This window comes from Ensifer sp. LC384, from assembly GCF_001695865.1.
Classification (GTDB): Bacteria; Pseudomonadota; Alphaproteobacteria; order Rhizobiales; family Rhizobiaceae; genus Ensifer.
Genome location: NZ_MBST01000067.1, coordinates 215,580 through 231,275, shown reverse-complemented (window position 1 = coordinate 231,275; position 15,696 = coordinate 215,580). Strand labels below are relative to the sequence as shown.

Here is a 15,696-nt window from a genome sequence, read left to right as displayed (position 1 = left end):
TCATGGGCAGTTGGTCACGCTTCAACATCGCCTCCATCGTGCTCGGCTTCGGCTTCCTCTACCTGCCGATCGTGCTGCTGGTGATCTTCTCGTTCAACGAATCGAAACTCGTCACCGTCTGGGCCGGGTTTTCGACCAAGTGGTACGCGCAACTCTGGCACAATCAGGCGCTTCTTGACGCGGCCTGGGTCACCATCCGCGTCGCGCTGCTCTCGGCCACCTGCGCGACGGTGCTCGGAACGCTCGCGGCTTTGGCGCTGGTGCGCTACACGCGCTTTCGCGGCCGCATGCTGTTTTCCGGCATGGTCTATGCGCCGCTCGTCATGCCCGAGGTGATCACCGGCCTGTCGCTGCTGCTGCTGTTCGTCGCCATCGGGCTCGATCGCGGTTTCTGGACGATCACCCTTGCGCACATCACCTTCACCATGTGCTTCGTTGCCGTCGTCGTGCAGTCACGGCTCCTAAGCTTCGACCAGTCGATCGAGGAGGCAGCGCTGGATCTAGGTGCGACCCCGGTCAGGACCTTCTTTGCGATCACCCTGCCGGTGATCGCGCCGGCCGTCTTTTCCGGTTGGGTACTGGCCTTCACGCTGTCGCTCGACGATCTCGTGATCTCGAGCTTCACCACGGGGCCCGGTGCCACCACGCTGCCGATGAAGATCTACAGCCAGGTTCGCCTGGGGGTGACGCCTGAAATCAACGCGATCTGCACGATCCTCATCGGTATTGTCGCGATCGGCGTCGTCGTCGCCTCGATCGTCACCAAGCAGCGTGAAGCACAACGCGAGAAGGACGAGCGCGCCGCTTTTGCGCAGTAGCGCTCAGGTCGGTTTTTGAAGAGGACGGCCGGCGTGCAAGCGCCGGCCGTTTTAGTTGGGCTCGCCGAGAACGGAAAGCGGCGAGATCACCGCATTCGGCCAGGAGCCGCCGACGAAGAACCGCAATCGCTGCGCTGCATTGCTCGCGTCGGTAAAGGTCCCGGCGAGGGCCAGGCTGCCGCTGCGATAGGGGACGACGCCGTTGATCGACAGGCTTCCCGTAGGCCCGGTAAAAGTTGCGCGGTTCAACCGGGCCGATCCGTCGCTGAAGCGCGCCTCGATGTCGGCCCGCTGGAAATCGAAGGTGCCGCTGCCGGCCTGCGACAACGAGAAGAACTCACCCTTGCGGACCAGGTCGGAGAAGGCGTTGGCGTCGAATTCGGATAGTTTTCCGTTGGCAAGCGACAATGTCAGGCGTCCGGATGCATCGGCTGCCTGCGGCGTCCAGAACGGATGGTCGATCGCGAGATCGAGATTGACGTTGCCGCGTCCCGTCGGCACCGGGCCGGTGAAGCCGAAGTCGGCGACGGCCGCCGCAAGATCCGCGTCCTTCAGAACCAGCTCCAGCTTGCCGCCGCGCGTCAAGCCGGCTTCCGACAGTACGAGGCGGCCGCTGAGCCTGCCGTTGGCATAGGTGCTGTCGCCGATATCGAGCGACGCACGCCCGTGATCGATCATGACGCCGGCCGCCACGTCGGTCAGCCGCAGCGGGCCGATCGCCGCTTCCTGTGTCGAAAGGCGCACGTCGACGCGCCATGTGCGGGCGAAAGCGTCCGTCATGTGCCTGGCAAGGTCTTCGGGATCGACAGGGAGCTGCGCGAAGAGCGGTTGCAGCCCGTTGAGATCGATCCGGTCGAAGGCGAGCGTGCCCTCCACGCGTGGCGTGTCGTCGGCAGGAACGGCAACGTCGAGCACACCGGTTGCGTTCGCGCCGCCGAGCGCCAGGCGCAGGTCGTCCAGCTTCAGCGTCGCGTCCCCGGTCGTGACATTGGCATTGAGATTGAAGCTGCTCTCGGGCAGCCCTTCGTGCGCCCTGCCCTCGAACCAGGCGGCAAGCGCCGGCAATGATGCGGTGGAAACCTGAAGACGGCCGGAGGCGAAGGGTTTCATCGACAGATTGCCGACGCCTTCGAAGGAGAAATTGAGGGGGGCGGAAGTCAGCGACGTCTTCAGCGTCGTGTTGCGGCCGGCCAAAAGCGTCAGCGGTTCGTCGCAGGCAAGCGACCAGGTCACGGCCTGCCCGCCGATCATGGTCGACAGTTGCGCATTCAGCCGTCCGGCGAAGGAGGGCCACTTCACGGTGCCGGATATGCCGGGAAATTCACGCGCATAGTTGGTCGCCCGGTCGAAGACCTGCAGACGGCCATTCTCGATGGTGATGTCGCCGAAGGGCGTGTCGTCGCTGTCGGCGGTGGGCTCGCGCGGTGCAAGCCAGCGCGGTCGCTCCCAATTCAGCGTGCCGTCGATGCCGCGCTCCAGCGTCACCACCGGTTCGATCAGGCGGATGTCTTCCAGCGCCGGCTCGCCGCGAAGCGCGGAAAGCAGGCTGAAGGCCGCGGTGATGCTGCCGATCCGAGCGAGCGTGCGGGGATTGCCATCGGTCGTCTCGATCGTGGCTCCGTACAATGTCAGCGTCGGGTTCGGCCAGAAGCGGATATCCGGCTCGCCGGTTATCCTGCTTTTTCCGCCCGACCAGGCGTCGAGCATGCGCTCCATCGTCGGCCGCACGTCCGTCGTCGAGATAACGAGCGGCAGGGCCGCGTTGTATCCGACGGCCAGCACGATGCCGATCGCCGCCGGCCAGAGGAAATGGCGACGGCGAAGCCGCGACCAGGGGCGTGAATCACCCATCATATGCAGGATTTTTCTTGTCATTTCCGCCGGGTTGCCCATCGCTTGGGATCACGCAGCTTGGATAGGCTTTCGGCCCGCATAAATCAAATGCGGTCGACACGGAAATGTCGCCAATGCGACGCCGGAGCAGGTACTCCTGCTGTTTATTTTGCGTTGCAGCATGGTATAGAGAGCGTGGAGTAGGAGTGGAGGAAAGCATGCAGTCTGAGCAACCTTTGTGGGTTCCCGGTCCAGAGATCCGCGAGCGCAGCCCGATGGCGCAGTTCATCGCCTGGTGCGGCGAACGCTTCAGCACGAACTTTGCCGATTACGACGCGTTTCACGCGTGGTCCGTTGCTGAGCGCGGCGATTTCTGGACGGCGGTCTGGGAGCATTGCGAAGTCATCGGCGATCGCGGCGCGACGGCTCTGGTCAATGGCGATCGCATGCTCGACGCCCGGTTCTTCCCCGAGGCGGCGCTGAATTTTGCCGAGAACCTGCTGCGGCGGGCCGGCAGCGACGATGCGCTCGTTTTCCGCGGCGAGGACAAGGTCAGCTACCGGCTTTCCTGGGACGATCTGCGCGCACTGGTCTCGCGGCTGCAGCAGGCGCTGAAGGCGCGCGGCATCGGCAAGGGCGACCGTGTCGCCGCCATGATGCCCAACATGCCCGAAACGATCGCGCTCATGCTGGCCACGGCCTCGATCGGTGCGATCTGGTCGTCCTGTTCTCCCGATTTCGGCGAGCAGGGCGTTCTTGATCGCTTCGGCCAGATCGGTCCGAAACTGTTCATCGCCTGCGACGGCTATTGGTACAACGGCAAACGGCAGGATGTCGACGCCAAGGTTCGGGCGGTCTCGGCAGTTCTGGGCGTGCCGACGCTCATCGTTCCCTATGCGGGCGAAGCGAGGGTGCTGGCGGCATCGATCGCCGAAGGCGTGACGCTCGACGATTTCACCGCTCCGTTTGCGGCCAAGGCGCTCACCTTCGAGCGCTTGCCGTTCAGCCATCCGCTCTATGTGCTGTTCTCCTCGGGCACCACGGGTGTTCCGAAGTGCATCGTTCATTCGGCCGGCGGCACGCTGCTGCAGCACTTGAAGGAGCATCGCTTCCACTGCGGGCTTGGAGACGGGGAGAAGCTCTTCTATTTCACCACCTGCGGCTGGATGATGTGGAACTGGCTCGCTTCCGGCCTGGCGGTCGGCGCGACGCTTTGCCTGTTCGATGGCTCGCCGTTCTATCCGGACGGCAACGTCCTCTTCGATTATGCGGCGGAAGAAACCTTTGCCGTCTTCGGCACGTCGGCGAAATATATCGACGCGGTTCGCAAGGGTGGCTTCGAGCCGGCAAAGACCCACGACCTTTCAAGCCTGCGCCTGCTGACCTCGACCGGCTCGCCGCTATCGCCCGAAGGCTTCTCCTTCGTCTATGAGGGCATCAAGTCGGACGTCCAGCTTGCCTCGATTTCCGGCGGCACCGACATCGTCTCGTGCTTCGTGCTCGGCAATCCGCTGAAGCCGGTCTGGCGCGGCGAGATCCAGGGCCCGGGCCTCGGACTGGCGATCGACGTCTGGGACGACGAGGGCCGCTCCGTGCGCGGCGAAAAGGGCGAACTGGTCTGCACCAAGGCGTTCCCGTCCATGCCGGTGATGTTCTGGAACGATCCCGAAGGCGTCAAATACCGCGCCGCCTATTTCGAACGTTTCGACAATGTCTGGTGCCACGGCGATTTCGCCGAATGGACGTCGCATGGCGGCATCGTCATCCATGGCCGCTCGGATGCGACGCTCAATCCAGGCGGCGTGCGCATCGGCACGGCAGAGATCTATAACCAGGTCGAACAGATGGAAGAGGTCGCCGAAGCACTCTGCATCGGACAGGATTGGGAGGACGACGTGCGCGTCGTGCTGTTCGTGCGCATGGCATCCGGCGTCTCGCTCGATGAGCCGTTGGAGAAGGCGATCAGGAACCGCATCCGCACCGGCGCATCGCCGCGCCACGTGCCGGCGAAGATCATCGCGGTCGCGGATATTCCGCGCACGAAATCCGGCAAGATCGTCGAACTGGCGGTGCGCGACGTCGTGCATGGACGCCCGGTCAAGAACAAGGAGGCCCTCGCCAACCCGGAAGCGCTCGATCTTTTTGCCGGGCTCGATGCCCTCAAAAATTGAGGGGCGTTAACTTGTTCGCGCTTTTGGAATTAACCAAGCCTTCAGACATGCTGAAAAATCCCTAAAATTGTCGGATCGGCTGGTAAGGTCTTGTTTACGATTGCGGGCGCATGGTCATGCCAACTTGAGGCTGGCCGATGAGTGGTCGGCGCCTGGCAGCGATGCCGCCGCAGACATGATGTCATTACTTCTCGAGCATTTGTTGGTTTAGCATTCAATTATCGAGGTGGCCTCCCAGCCACCTCTTTTTTTGCCTTGAGGGTGGCAGCGTTAAAGCGTTTCGGGCGCCGTTGCGGAGACGCGCTATCCTATATTTTTTAAGCATTTACTTTCGGAAAACCGCTGCGCACTTTTGCGCGACATGCTCTAGGGGCGGCGTTCCATCGATCTCGAAACCAGGATCACGGGGATCATGCCGGCAACGACGATGATCATCGCGGCCACCGATGCATCCTCGACCTTGGCACGCGATGCGTCCTCATAGACGAGCGTTGCCAGGGTGTTGAAGTTGAACGGGCGCAGCATGATCGTCGCCGACAGTTCCTTCATGGTCTCGATGAAGACGAGAAGTGCTGCGGTCAAGACGGCTGGGCGCATCATCGGCAGAAGCACGGTGCGCAGCGTCTGCCCGCCGGTGCGGCCGAGCGCGCGTGCGGCCATGTCGAGGTGCGGCGACAGTTTCTGGAAGCCGGCCTCCAGCGTGCCTTCGGCCATGGTGAGGAAGCGCACGGTGCAGGCATAGATGATGGCAAAGCCCGTTCCCGTCATCAGGAGACCCGTGGATATGCCGAGGATGCTGCGAAAGCCGGCGTCGACCATATTGTCGAGCGCGGCCAGCGGGAAGAGCACGCCGATCGCCAGAACCGTGCCGGGCACGCCGTAGCCGAAAGAGGCGAGGCGGCCGGCCGTGTCGGTAAAGCGCGAACGTCCGGTGCGGGCGGCATAGGCAAGCACGAAGCCGAGCAGCACCGTAACCAGCGCCGTGGCACCGGAAACCAGGATGCTATGGAAGAGTGCGTTCAGCAGCCGTGGCTCGATGAATTGATCGAGCCGCTTCAGCGCGTAATTGCCGAGGATCAGGAACGGCACAGCAAAGCCGGAGAGAACCGGAAGCAGGCAGGCGATCGTCGCGGCCCACTTCTTCCAACCGGAGAGCGACAGCCTGGTGGCATCGTGCACTGCCGATGTCGTCTTCTGGCTGGAGAAGCGCTGCCTGCGCCGCGCCGCGCGCTCGATCATCATCAATCCGATGACGAAGACGAGCATGATGCAGGCGATCTGCGCGGCGCCGGCAAGGCTGCCGCGGTTGAGCCAGGTGTCGAAGATCGAGAAGGTCAGCGTTTGCACGCCGAGGAATTCGACTGCGCCGATGTCGTTCAGCGTCTCCATCGCCACCAGCGTCAGGCCGATCATGATCGCCGGTCGTGCCATCGGGATCTGGATGCGGAAGAACACCTTGAGTGGCCCGGCGCCGAGCGTGCGGGCAACGTCGGCCGCTGCGCGCCCCTGCATCAGGAACATCGAGCGGCAGGCGAGATAGATATAGGGATAGAGCACGGAACTCAGCACCAGGACCGCGCCGCCGAGCGAGCGGATGTCGGGGAACCAGTAGTCGCGGCTGGTCTTGAAACCGAAGATGGCGCGGATCAGCCCCTGCAGCGGCCCGGTGAAGGTGAACAGTTCGCCGAACGCATAGGCCGCGAGGTAAGCGGGAATGGCAAGCGGCAGCACCAAGGCCGCAGACAGCAGTCGGCGCAGCGGAAACTCACAGCTCGCCACCAGCCATGCCGTCAGGATGCCGACGACGGCGGTGACCGCACCGGTCAACCCGATCAGCAGCAACGTGCGGATCGTGGCGCGCGGGATGACGTTTTGCATGAGATGCGGCCAGTCTGAGCCACCCCCCGAAATCGCAAGCCATGTGATGGCGAGGATCGGCATCAGCACGATCAACGAAGCGCCTCCGGCCCACAAGGCGAGCAACGGATGGGAAAGACCGGTTCTCGCGCCGTTGCGGCGCCGCTTGAGACTTTGTGACGTGGACTGCAATCGATCGAATCCGGAGCGAAACGGCAAGGAAAGCTGTGAGGATGCCAACAAACTGGCTTCCTCAAGTCAACATTTCCTTACAGCATCTGTCGTCAGTTCGCCAAGACGCGTTGTGACGGGAAGGAGATTTCCACCAGCGTGCCCTCGTTCGGTGCGGAGGTGATGGCAAACTGGGCGCGGTTGGCCTCGGCCATGGCCTTGGTCAGCGGAAGACCGAGCCCGGTACCGTCGCCACGCTTGCGGCCTCCGGTGGTCACCTGCCGGAAGGGCTTCATCGCCTGGTCCAGTTCTCCGCGCGTCATGCCCACGCCGGTATCACGGATGCGCAGGATCACGCTGCCGTTCGCCTCATAGGAGGTCGACACCACGATCTGGCCGCCGGATGGTGTGAAGCGGATGGCATTTGCCAGGATATTGAGCGCGATCTGCTTGATCGAGCGGCTGTCGGCAACCACGCTCGGCACCGCTGCCGAAAACGACGTGCGGATGATGACGCGCTGGCTGTTTGCCTGCGGCTGCACCAGCGACACCGCTTCGGAAACCGCGTCGTTGATTTCGACGGAGCCGAAGTCGAGATCCATCTCGCCCGCCTCGATCTTCGAGATATCGAGCAGGTCGTTGACGATGTCGAGCACATGGCGGCCGGAGCGGCCGATGTCGCCGGCATATTCGATATAGCGCGGATGGCCGACAGGGCCGAAATGCTCGCTCGCCATCATGTCGGAAAAGCCGATGATCGCATTGAGAGGCGTGCGGATCTCGTGGCTGACGCGCGCCAGGAACTCGGTCTTGTGGGCGTTTGCCGTCTCCGCCGCGCGCTTGGCGCTGCGCAACTCTTCCTCGGTCCGCTTCCACTGGGTGATGTCGCGGATGACGGCGCAATAGCCGTTGGAGGCGGAAAGGCGGCCGATGGTCATGAACAGCGGCAGGAAACCGCCTGCCGCCTCGCGGCCGATTACCTCGCGGCCGTCGTTGAGCACGCTGGCAACACCGTGGCCGGACAGGCCCTGCAGGTAGTCGATGACGGCCTTCTGGCTCTCATGGGCAAAGAGCGCCGCAAACGGTTTGCCGCGGATTTCGCTCTCATCGTAGTTGAAGAGGGCGCTCGCCGAGCGGTTGATCGAGCGGATATCGCCGTCATGTCCGAGAATGACGACACCGTCGGTCGCCGTTTCGAGGATCGAGCGCAACTCGTCGATTTCGGTCTTGAGCTTGCCGACCTGTTCATCGGCGACGGGCGTCTGGCTAACTTCAGCCTGGCCGGCTTCGCTGTCATGGGGTTGCGAGACTTCGGTCGATGCCAGCGCCAGCATCAGCGCGCTCTTGCCGTCCCAGCGGATCGAATGCAGGTGCGCCGTCACCGCAACGAGCTGACCGGTCTTGCGGATCAGCGTCATCGTGCCGTCGGGCTCAGTGTCGCCGATCTCTTCGTCATTGGCAAAGAGCGCGTCAATGCCGCCTTCCTGCTTGAAATCATCGAGAGTGTCGTAGCCCGTCAGTCGCAGGAATTCCGGATTGGCGTGCAGCAAGTCGTCGCCGAGATGCACGAGCAGGCCGACAGGCAGGCTATCAAGGATCTCACCGCTGAAGCCAACGGTCGCGATCGCAGCCGGATCCATGCCCGCCTCGGCCAGGTCGTCGGACCGAGGTTCGGCTGCGGCCACCTCGATCGAAGCCTCTGGCGTCACAAGCTCGGGCTCGTTGGTCGCGATTGGCGCGGCCTCAGGAGCTGCTTCGTCGACGGGTTCGGATACCTGCTGTTCCGTTTCGCCTTGGATGGCGTCGTTGGAAGCCTCGTCAGATTGGGGAGCTTGCGCGTCTGCGCGCGCCACAAAATTCTCGCCGAGCTGTCGCGCGATTTCGCGAAACGCCGCCTGTTCGCCGCGGGTGAGCGCGCTCGAGCCGGCCGGGCGGTGTTGCTCGAGTTCGATGATCTTGTCGGAAGCCCGCCGTCCAGGCGTCTCGACGATGCGAAGCGCCGGGCGTTCGCCGAGGAATGGATCGGCCGGCACCGCAGGCTGGTCGGCCGTTACTGCCTCGGTCGACTGCGGCTCGTCAGAAAAAAGCAAGGGCTCCTCGGTCTCACGCTCGCCGTCGGCGCGGATCTCGTTAGCCGCTGGCAGGTCGTCAGCCGAAGCCGGGACGACCACATCCTCTATCGCACCCCCGTCACGATCGAGTGAAAGGCCGCTGGCGTTTTCGTCTTCGACGGCGTCCGCAACGCGCACGATGCCGAAACCGCGGAAGCCATCGAATTCCCGCGAGCGCGAGTAGGTAGGCAAGGCGGCAAGGTCGACCGGGACCTTGAGGCTCGTGCCTTCCACCGGCCAGAAGATCGTCTTGCCGGACCAGGTGTCGCGGCGGTGCAAGAGCGCGTTGATCTTGTTGTCGGGGTCGAGGCCGTAGCGCGCGGCGAGGGAGGCGAAGCTGACGCCGATCACGTCGGCGGCCTTCGGCCCGACGGCCGAGGCAAATTCCTCCGAGATTTCGCTGAACTGGCCTTCCGCGTCGATCTTCCAGACGAACCGCACCGCCCGCCCGCCGGTGGCAAAGGCGAAGTCGGATTGAGCGTCAGTGGCCGCGTCGCCGTGCTCGGACGTTTCCGCCGGCACCAGGTCGGCGACGGGGGCTGGCTCGGCGGTCGGCAATTGCTCCGCGTCGCCGTCGGTGGCGTCTGTCTGCCCTGGGGCCTCATCCGCTGTTTCGGCCGTCGTCATTTCCAACGGCGTCTCGACATCGGCGTCGATGGTGAGGTCGCGCGAAGCTTCCTCGATCTCGGTCGATGAGACGATATCGTCCGCCTCTGCAAGCGGCTGCTCGATTTCGTCTTCGGTGACGATCTGCCCATCCGTTGATCCCAGGTCACCGGGAACCGATTGCTCGTAGACTGTTTCCATGGCGTCGGCAGCCATGGCGGCGTCCGGTTCGACGGCAGCCGGCCCGACCTCGGTAGCAACATCGGTTTCGGTGATATCCTGAACCGGTGCCGCCGGCTGCAAAGGCTCGGCCGGTGCTTCATCCGGGTCGAGGTTTCCAAGGATGGTTTCCACCGCAAAAAGAAGATGAAGCGCCGGTGCGTCGGCAATCTTGCCGATGGCGGCGGGCAGGTGTCCCTTTGCCGTGGCGACCGGCCGCTTGATCAGCCAGTCGTGGTCGCGGGCAACGGCCAAGACGAGCTGGCGCCGCGTCTCGTCGGACATGCCGAGATTGGCAAAACCCGGTGACTGTGCGACGATCGCGCCGTCGGCGTCGAGCACGGCCATGTGCGTGTCCGGGCCATCGAGCCCGGCGATCATGCGCGCAGCCCGATCTTCCGTCGAAAGCGGTTTTCCGGAATGGGGCGCGGTGAAGAGGACGCCGAGTTCGTCCGGCCGAACACGGATCAGTTCCACCGCCGTGTTCAGCGGCACGCTTCGAAAGCCTGAGGCAATGCGCATCAAAAGCTGACGACGGTCGCCGACCGAAACGAGCTGCGTCGCAGCCGTCTTCAACTGGCGCGCCGACAAGTCGTTCGGATTAGGGCCCGTGTCGATGAAGTCGTAGATGGAACCGACGCCGAAGAACGCGGCACCCTGATCGTTGGCCCAGAGAACGCGGCCAAGATCCCTCGAAAACAGGATCGCCGCATCGCCGCGCGCAAAATGTTCGCGCACCCGCTCATGCACGGCAATGTCGATGAAGGGGTACTGTCTTGCGGGCATGGACGGGCCTATTGACGGATCGCTGGTACGTTAACACTCTATTAATACCCGCCGGGAGGCTGAGGGTCCAGCAATCGGCGGCCCTCGCTCACCCCTTTCACTGCGAAGGGTTAACGCAGGTGTTTTTGTGCACCGCACAATTTTATTGCAATGCACAAGCGGATCGATTATATAGCGTGCATCAATCAACGGCGCCTCAAAAGAGGGCCCTGACACCAAGGAGCGCTTTCATGGCTACCAAGAAGACCGACGACGCATTTTCCTTCTCCTCTTTCGATCCGGCAAAGGTTGCCGACAGCTTCCGCGACTTCGCGGAAAAGGGCGCTGCCCAGTCGAAGGACGCCTATTCCAAGATGAAGACCGCTGCCGAGGAAGCCAGCAAGACCGTCGAAGCGACGCTTGAAAGCGCCCAGACCGGTAGCGTTGAGCTCGGCCTCAAGGCCATCGACGCGCTGCGCACCAATGCCGAAAACTCGCTTTCGCACATGGAAGCGCTGCTCGGCGTGAAGTCGCTGTCCGAATTCGTCGAACTGCAGACCTCGTTCTTCCGCAAGCAGGCTGAACTTGCCGTCGAACAGACCAAGTCGATGCAGGAAGCAACCAAGAAGGTTGCCGAGAATGTCGCAAAGCCCGGCAAGGAAGCCGCTGAAAAGGCGATGTCTTCCTTCAAGAAGGTCTGATCAGCGCCGGCCCCTGGCCGCGCTGGACTTGAATGGGACCGGGTGGCTTGCCATCCGGTCTTTTTGCAGGATAATCTCAAATTTAGGCTTGCAAAGCGACGGAAGTCTCCGTATGTGAGCCGCCAAGCGACTGATGTCGCTTGTATGTGCGGTTGTAGCTCAGTTGGTTAGAGCGCAGGTTTGTGGCACCTGAGGTCGGAGGTTCGAGACCCCCCAACCGTACCATTCTCTTTATATCTGTCTGATATTAAACGCTGTTCGCGCACCCGCTTCCGTCTCTATCGACGTTCTCCGGATATTTGCACGACAAATGCACCACAATCGACGGTGCGGGTTGGTCGTGCCAACGCTAAAATCCGCTTTGAGGCAGGAGCGGAGTTCCAAACGTTGCTGCGTCCATCTCCGCCATCGACCCGAACCGGTCGTTCCTGATGGCCGGATCGCACCCTGAAGCCGACATTCTTTGGAACCGCATCAGCGCGCCACACAAGTGGGGGTTGGCGCGCCCTGCAACGATGTTGGATATCGGCCAACCAGCTTCAAGCCGAATGGACATGGGAGCAAGACGCCAGTAAAATTTCGTCAATGGGCGCTAGGAAGGCGCCCCAGGAAGGCGCCATTGTCCATGGCCAACGAGCCCATCACACGGCGGCTTGCCGCCATTTTGGCGGCTGACGTAGTCGGCTACAGCCGGCTCATGGAGCGTGACGAGAAAAGCACCTACACGCAGCTCATGGCGCGATGGAAAGAGGTGTTGGAGCCGCTCGTCGCTACACATCAGGGCCGTGTCTTCAAGAGGACCGGCGACGGCGTGCTCGTCGAGTTCTCCAGCGCCGTCAACGCCGTCGAATGCGCCGCAGCACTTCAGCGGGCCATGGCAGCCGCCAACAAGGACGTGCCGCCAGACCTGGCGATCGTGCTTCGCGTCGGCGTCAACTTGGGCGACATCATGGTCGCTGACAGCGATCTCTACGGCGATGGGGTCAATGTGGCGGCCCGTATCGAGGCGCTTGCCAGGCCTGGCAGCGTGGCCATTTCGGGTGGCGTTCATGAATATGTGCATGGTCGCATCGACCTCGACTTCGTCGACAGCGGTCATCACGAGGTCAAGAACATCGAACGCCCAGTGCACATCTGGACGTGGTCGCCGGACGACCGCACGAACGATCCCGTCAAGATTGCCACCGAAGCCCCGCCGCAGCTTCCAAAGAAGCCATCGATAGCCGTTCTGCCGTTTGACAACATGTCCGGCGACCCGGAGCAGGGTTATTTCGCCGACGGCATCACCGAGGACATCATCACGGATCTCTCAAAGGTTTCCGGTCTGTTCGTGATCGCCCGCAACTCCTCTTTCGCCTACAAGGGCAAGGCGCCGGATATCCGCAAGGTGAGCCGGGAACTTGGCGTCCGCTATGTCCTGGAAGGCAGCGTGCGCCGGGCAGCTGATCGAATCCGCATCAATGCCCAGATGATCGATGGCACGACCGGCGGTCATCTATGGGCCGAGCGCTACGATCGGGGAATTGAAGATATCTTCGCGGTTCAGGACGAAGTGACCCGCACCATCGTCACCGCGCTCAAGGTGAAGCTAACAACTGACGAGGAAGAGCGACGCGAGAGCCTCGGCAAGGTCGATCCGGAAGCCTATGATCTGCTCGTCCGTTCCCGCCAGGCCATTCTGCGGTTCAACGCCGTATCGTCCGCCGAGGCGCGCAGCATGCTCGAGCGTGCCATCGCCATCGATCCGGGGCTTGCGGCTGCCTACGCTTCTCTCGCGATCATCGTCTTGACCGATTTCATCAATCGGTGGAACGGCGGGACTGCCGACGATCTTGAACGCGCTTTGGAGCTGGCACAAAGGGCCGTCGACATCGACGATAACGAGCCGCATGGCCATCACGCTCTCTCGCTCGGGCTCTGCTGGATGCGGTGCTTCGACGAAGCGGAGCGTGCCGCTCAAAGGGCGATCGAACTCGATCCCAATTCCGCGAGCTGCCATACCGCACTTGGCACGATACGGGATTTCCAAGGTCGGTACGAAGACGCGCTGCCATTCTACACACGGGCCCATCGGCTTGATCCGCAATTCGACCTGTCGCTGCATTTCCTGGGGCGGACGTTGTTGAACCTCGGCCGTTTCGGCGAGGCCGAGATCGCCTTCAAGCGCCGCCTGGCGCTTGCGCCGCGATCGGACATGACGCGCTTTTATCTCGCCTGCCTCTATGGTCGCACCGGGCGCCACGAGGAAGCGCGCCGCTACTGGCACGAGGTATTCGAGGTTAACCCGAACTTTTCCATCGATCACCTCAGGCGGGCCTTGCCCTACCGGGATCCCAATGTACTCGATCGACTGGCGGACGGACTCCGCGAGGCCGGAGTGTCCATCTAACCAGGGAAGGCGTGTGTCAGGAGGTCCATTCGACCTCGCCGCCGTACCGTCCCGTGGCACGGATGACGATTCGCTGTTTACTGCTTGCTCGTGGGCCAATGTGAGGCCATTCTCAGGTCGATCCTGGCTGTACGCTAAGACGAGAGGTCAGGCCATGCGGCGCTTAATCTCGACCTCGGCAACATGGCGGAAGTCGAGAACTTTCTGCGCTGGAGCAGGACGTTTGCGCCCAGTAGGGGCTCGACCTCGAAGCACTTGTTGTGCTGCCTCTTCTTCACTGGTCCTTCGGGCGAGGAGGTTGACCATGCCTGCACATTATCCGGACCATCCGTTACGACCGGGCGACCAGGCTCCGAACTTTGTGCTGGATGCGATCTCACGCGAGGGGAAGATCGCACTTGATGATTTTCGCGGCCGTCGCCCGTTGTTGGTCGGTTTGTTTCGAGGCCTGCTGTGTCCGTTCTGCCGACGCCATGTCGCGGCGATGGCACAGTTCAACGCGGCCCTGCGCGAAAAAGGCGTCGATTCTCTAGCGGTGGTCAACACTCCGGTCGAGCGTGCGCGACTCTATTTCCGCTATCATCCGATACCCGGTCTTCTTGCTGCATCGGACCCGGAGCGAGCTTCACACCGCGCCTTCGGCTTACCCCTCCTCGAGTTCACGGAGAATGAGACCGACTGGCCACGCAAGGTCGGAATGGACGTGATCATGACGATGCGGGTCGATCGGCCGGGTGAATTGCCTGAACCGATGGATCCGGCGACCGCGGGCGACCTTCTCAGCAAGCAGGATGGGTACGAAATCACAGAAGCCGATCAGCAGGTGAGGATACCCGGCCATATGCAGCTCGTCGGCCAGTTCCTGCTCGATCGAGAAGGTGTGGTGCGCTGGAGCTTCACGGAAGTTGAGGACCAGGGCCGAAATATGTGCCAAGCGCTGAACTCCGAAGAATTGATGTCGGCAGCTTCACAAGTCGCGCATTGACAGCGAAAAACGCGCTCGGCGAAACCGCCGCGTTGGATTCTGTGGGTAGAGACATTCGCCGGCGCGCGATTGCCCCGGATCTCTCCGGCTCTGTTGCGCGGTCAGGCGAACATCTGATGTTCTGCCGTCACCAGTTCCTGCAGAAACGCCACTACGGTCCGCACGCGCACCAGTTCGCGCGCGCTTTCGTGGTAGGTGGTCCAATAGGCACGCCGGATGGTGGTCTCCGGCAGAATGCGCTCGAGCTCCGGCGTGTGCCGGGCGATGTAGTTGTGCAGGATGCCGATTCCAGCGCTGGAGCGCACGGCCTCCGTCTGGCCGGTGGCGCTCGAGATCTCGAAGGAGGCGTCCCAGCTGCGCATGATCTCGGCGGAAAAATTCAGCGACGGCGTGAAGATCAGGTCCTCGACATAGCCGATGCGGCGATGGTGCTTGAGGTCGTCGATCGTTTGCGGTGTGCCGTGCTGTTCGAGATAGGTCGATGAGGCGTAGAGCCCAAGCGTGTAGTCGGTGAGTTTGGAGGAGACCAGGCGCCCCTGTTCCGGCCTTTCGATGGTGATGGCGATATCGGCTTCGCGCTGCGACAGCGAGAAGGAGCGGGGAACCGGCACAAGCTGCAGCTTCAGTTCCGGATAGCGCGCCGTCAGCCGGCCGAGGCGCGGTGCGAGGAAAGAGACGCCAAATCCATCGGGTGCGCCGATGCGCACGGTCCCGGCGATCGCCGTGTCGATGCGGCCGATCTGTGACTGTGCCGCCAGCATCTCCGTTTCCATGCGCTCGGCCGCCGCCAGGAAGATCTCGCCTTCGGCCGTCAGTTCGCAGCCGTTCGGCCGGCGCACCAACAGCCGCGTCTTCAGCGTTTCCTCCAGCGCTGTGACCCGCCGGCTAAGCGTCGCATGGTTGAGGCCAAGCCGTTTGGAGGCGGCAAGGATCTGCCCGGTGCGCGCGACCGCCAGAAACATTCTCACATCGTCCCAGTTCATGTTGCTTATCCCTATGGGCTTCAATTTGCGCACAACGGTTGCTGAATATCGGAAATTGATTTGTTCAAATCGTAGTGCGATCATGCC

Annotated in this window: 9 protein-coding genes and 1 tRNA gene; 6 read left to right on the top strand and 4 right to left on the bottom strand. The window is 62.5% G+C overall.

Translation table 11 applies throughout. The annotated features are described in order from the left end of the window. Positions 1 to 2 precede the first annotated feature (2 nt). Positions 3 to 818 carry an ABC transporter permease subunit gene (locus tag BC363_RS30290; protein ID WP_065782959.1) on the top strand — a complete coding sequence of 272 codons (816 nt, stop codon included), beginning with the start codon at positions 3 to 5 and terminating at the stop codon, positions 816 to 818. Between the two features lie 51 nt (positions 819 to 869). Here BC363_RS30290 and BC363_RS30285 read toward each other — a convergent pair whose 3' ends face one another. Continuing rightward, complete coding sequence (locus tag BC363_RS30285; RefSeq protein WP_065783049.1) at positions 870 to 2,693, bottom strand: AsmA family protein; 1,824 nt, start codon at positions 2,691 to 2,693, stop codon at positions 870 to 872. Between the two features lie 176 nt (positions 2,694 to 2,869). On the opposite strand from BC363_RS30285, the gene BC363_RS30280 reads away from it, so the two are divergent. After that, positions 2,870 to 4,822, top strand: a complete 1,953-nt coding sequence (locus tag BC363_RS30280; RefSeq protein WP_065782957.1) for an acetoacetate--CoA ligase — start codon at positions 2,870 to 2,872, stop codon at positions 4,820 to 4,822. A 366-nt stretch (positions 4,823 to 5,188) separates the two neighbouring features. Here the strand turns inward: BC363_RS30280 and BC363_RS30275 are convergent, their stop codons facing one another. Next, the gene (locus BC363_RS30275; protein ID WP_065783048.1) at positions 5,189 to 6,871 is read right to left on the bottom strand and encodes an iron ABC transporter permease; all 1,683 of its coding nucleotides are present in this window, start codon (positions 6,869 to 6,871) and stop codon (positions 5,189 to 5,191) included. A 92-nt stretch (positions 6,872 to 6,963) separates the two neighbouring features. Continuing rightward, the gene (locus tag BC363_RS30270) at positions 6,964 to 10,572 is read right to left on the bottom strand and encodes an ATP-binding protein (protein WP_065782955.1); all 3,609 of its coding nucleotides are present in this window, start codon (positions 10,570 to 10,572) and stop codon (positions 6,964 to 6,966) included. Between the two features lie 230 nt (positions 10,573 to 10,802). Here BC363_RS30270 and BC363_RS30265 point away from each other — a divergent pair, with 230 nt between their 5' ends. From BC363_RS30265 to BC363_RS30250, 4 genes are all read left to right on the top strand, one after another. Next, positions 10,803 to 11,252 (top strand): phasin, encoded by a 450-nt coding sequence (locus BC363_RS30265; RefSeq protein WP_065782950.1) that lies wholly within the window; start codon positions 10,803 to 10,805, stop codon positions 11,250 to 11,252. Positions 11,253 to 11,400: 148 nt separating this feature from the next. Continuing rightward, positions 11,401 to 11,477, top strand: a tRNA-His gene (locus BC363_RS30260). A 400-nt stretch (positions 11,478 to 11,877) separates the two neighbouring features. Then, positions 11,878 to 13,641 carry an adenylate/guanylate cyclase domain-containing protein gene (locus tag BC363_RS30255; protein WP_065782947.1) on the top strand — a complete coding sequence of 588 codons (1,764 nt, stop codon included), beginning with the start codon at positions 11,878 to 11,880 and terminating at the stop codon, positions 13,639 to 13,641. A 304-nt stretch (positions 13,642 to 13,945) separates the two neighbouring features. Further along, entirely contained in the window at positions 13,946 to 14,626 is a 681-nt protein-coding gene (locus BC363_RS30250; RefSeq protein ID WP_065782945.1) for a peroxiredoxin-like family protein, read from the top strand. Between the two features lie 101 nt (positions 14,627 to 14,727). Here BC363_RS30250 and BC363_RS30245 read toward each other — a convergent pair whose 3' ends face one another. Continuing rightward, positions 14,728 to 15,609: a LysR family transcriptional regulator gene (locus BC363_RS30245; RefSeq protein WP_065782943.1), complete on the bottom strand. Its 882-nt coding sequence runs from the start codon at positions 15,607 to 15,609 to the stop codon at positions 14,728 to 14,730. Positions 15,610 to 15,696: the final 87 nt, after the last annotated feature.

Coding starts and splice junctions, on each gene's coding strand:
- BC363_RS30290 (WP_065782959.1), top strand. CDS start 3: ATGGGCAGTTGGTCACGCTTCAACATCGCCTCCATCGTGCTCGGCTTC.
- BC363_RS30285 (WP_065783049.1), bottom strand. CDS start 2,693: ATGACAAGAAAAATCCTGCATATGATGGGTGATTCACGCCCCTGGTCG.
- BC363_RS30280 (WP_065782957.1), top strand. CDS start 2,870: ATGCAGTCTGAGCAACCTTTGTGGGTTCCCGGTCCAGAGATCCGCGAG.
- BC363_RS30270 (WP_065782955.1), bottom strand. CDS start 10,572: ATGCCCGCAAGACAGTACCCCTTCATCGACATTGCCGTGCATGAGCGG.
- BC363_RS30265 (WP_065782950.1), top strand. CDS start 10,803: ATGGCTACCAAGAAGACCGACGACGCATTTTCCTTCTCCTCTTTCGAT.
- BC363_RS30255 (WP_065782947.1), top strand. CDS start 11,878: ATGGCCAACGAGCCCATCACACGGCGGCTTGCCGCCATTTTGGCGGCT.
- BC363_RS30250 (WP_065782945.1), top strand. CDS start 13,946: ATGCCTGCACATTATCCGGACCATCCGTTACGACCGGGCGACCAGGCT.
- BC363_RS30245 (WP_065782943.1), bottom strand. CDS start 15,609: ATGAACTGGGACGATGTGAGAATGTTTCTGGCGGTCGCGCGCACCGGG.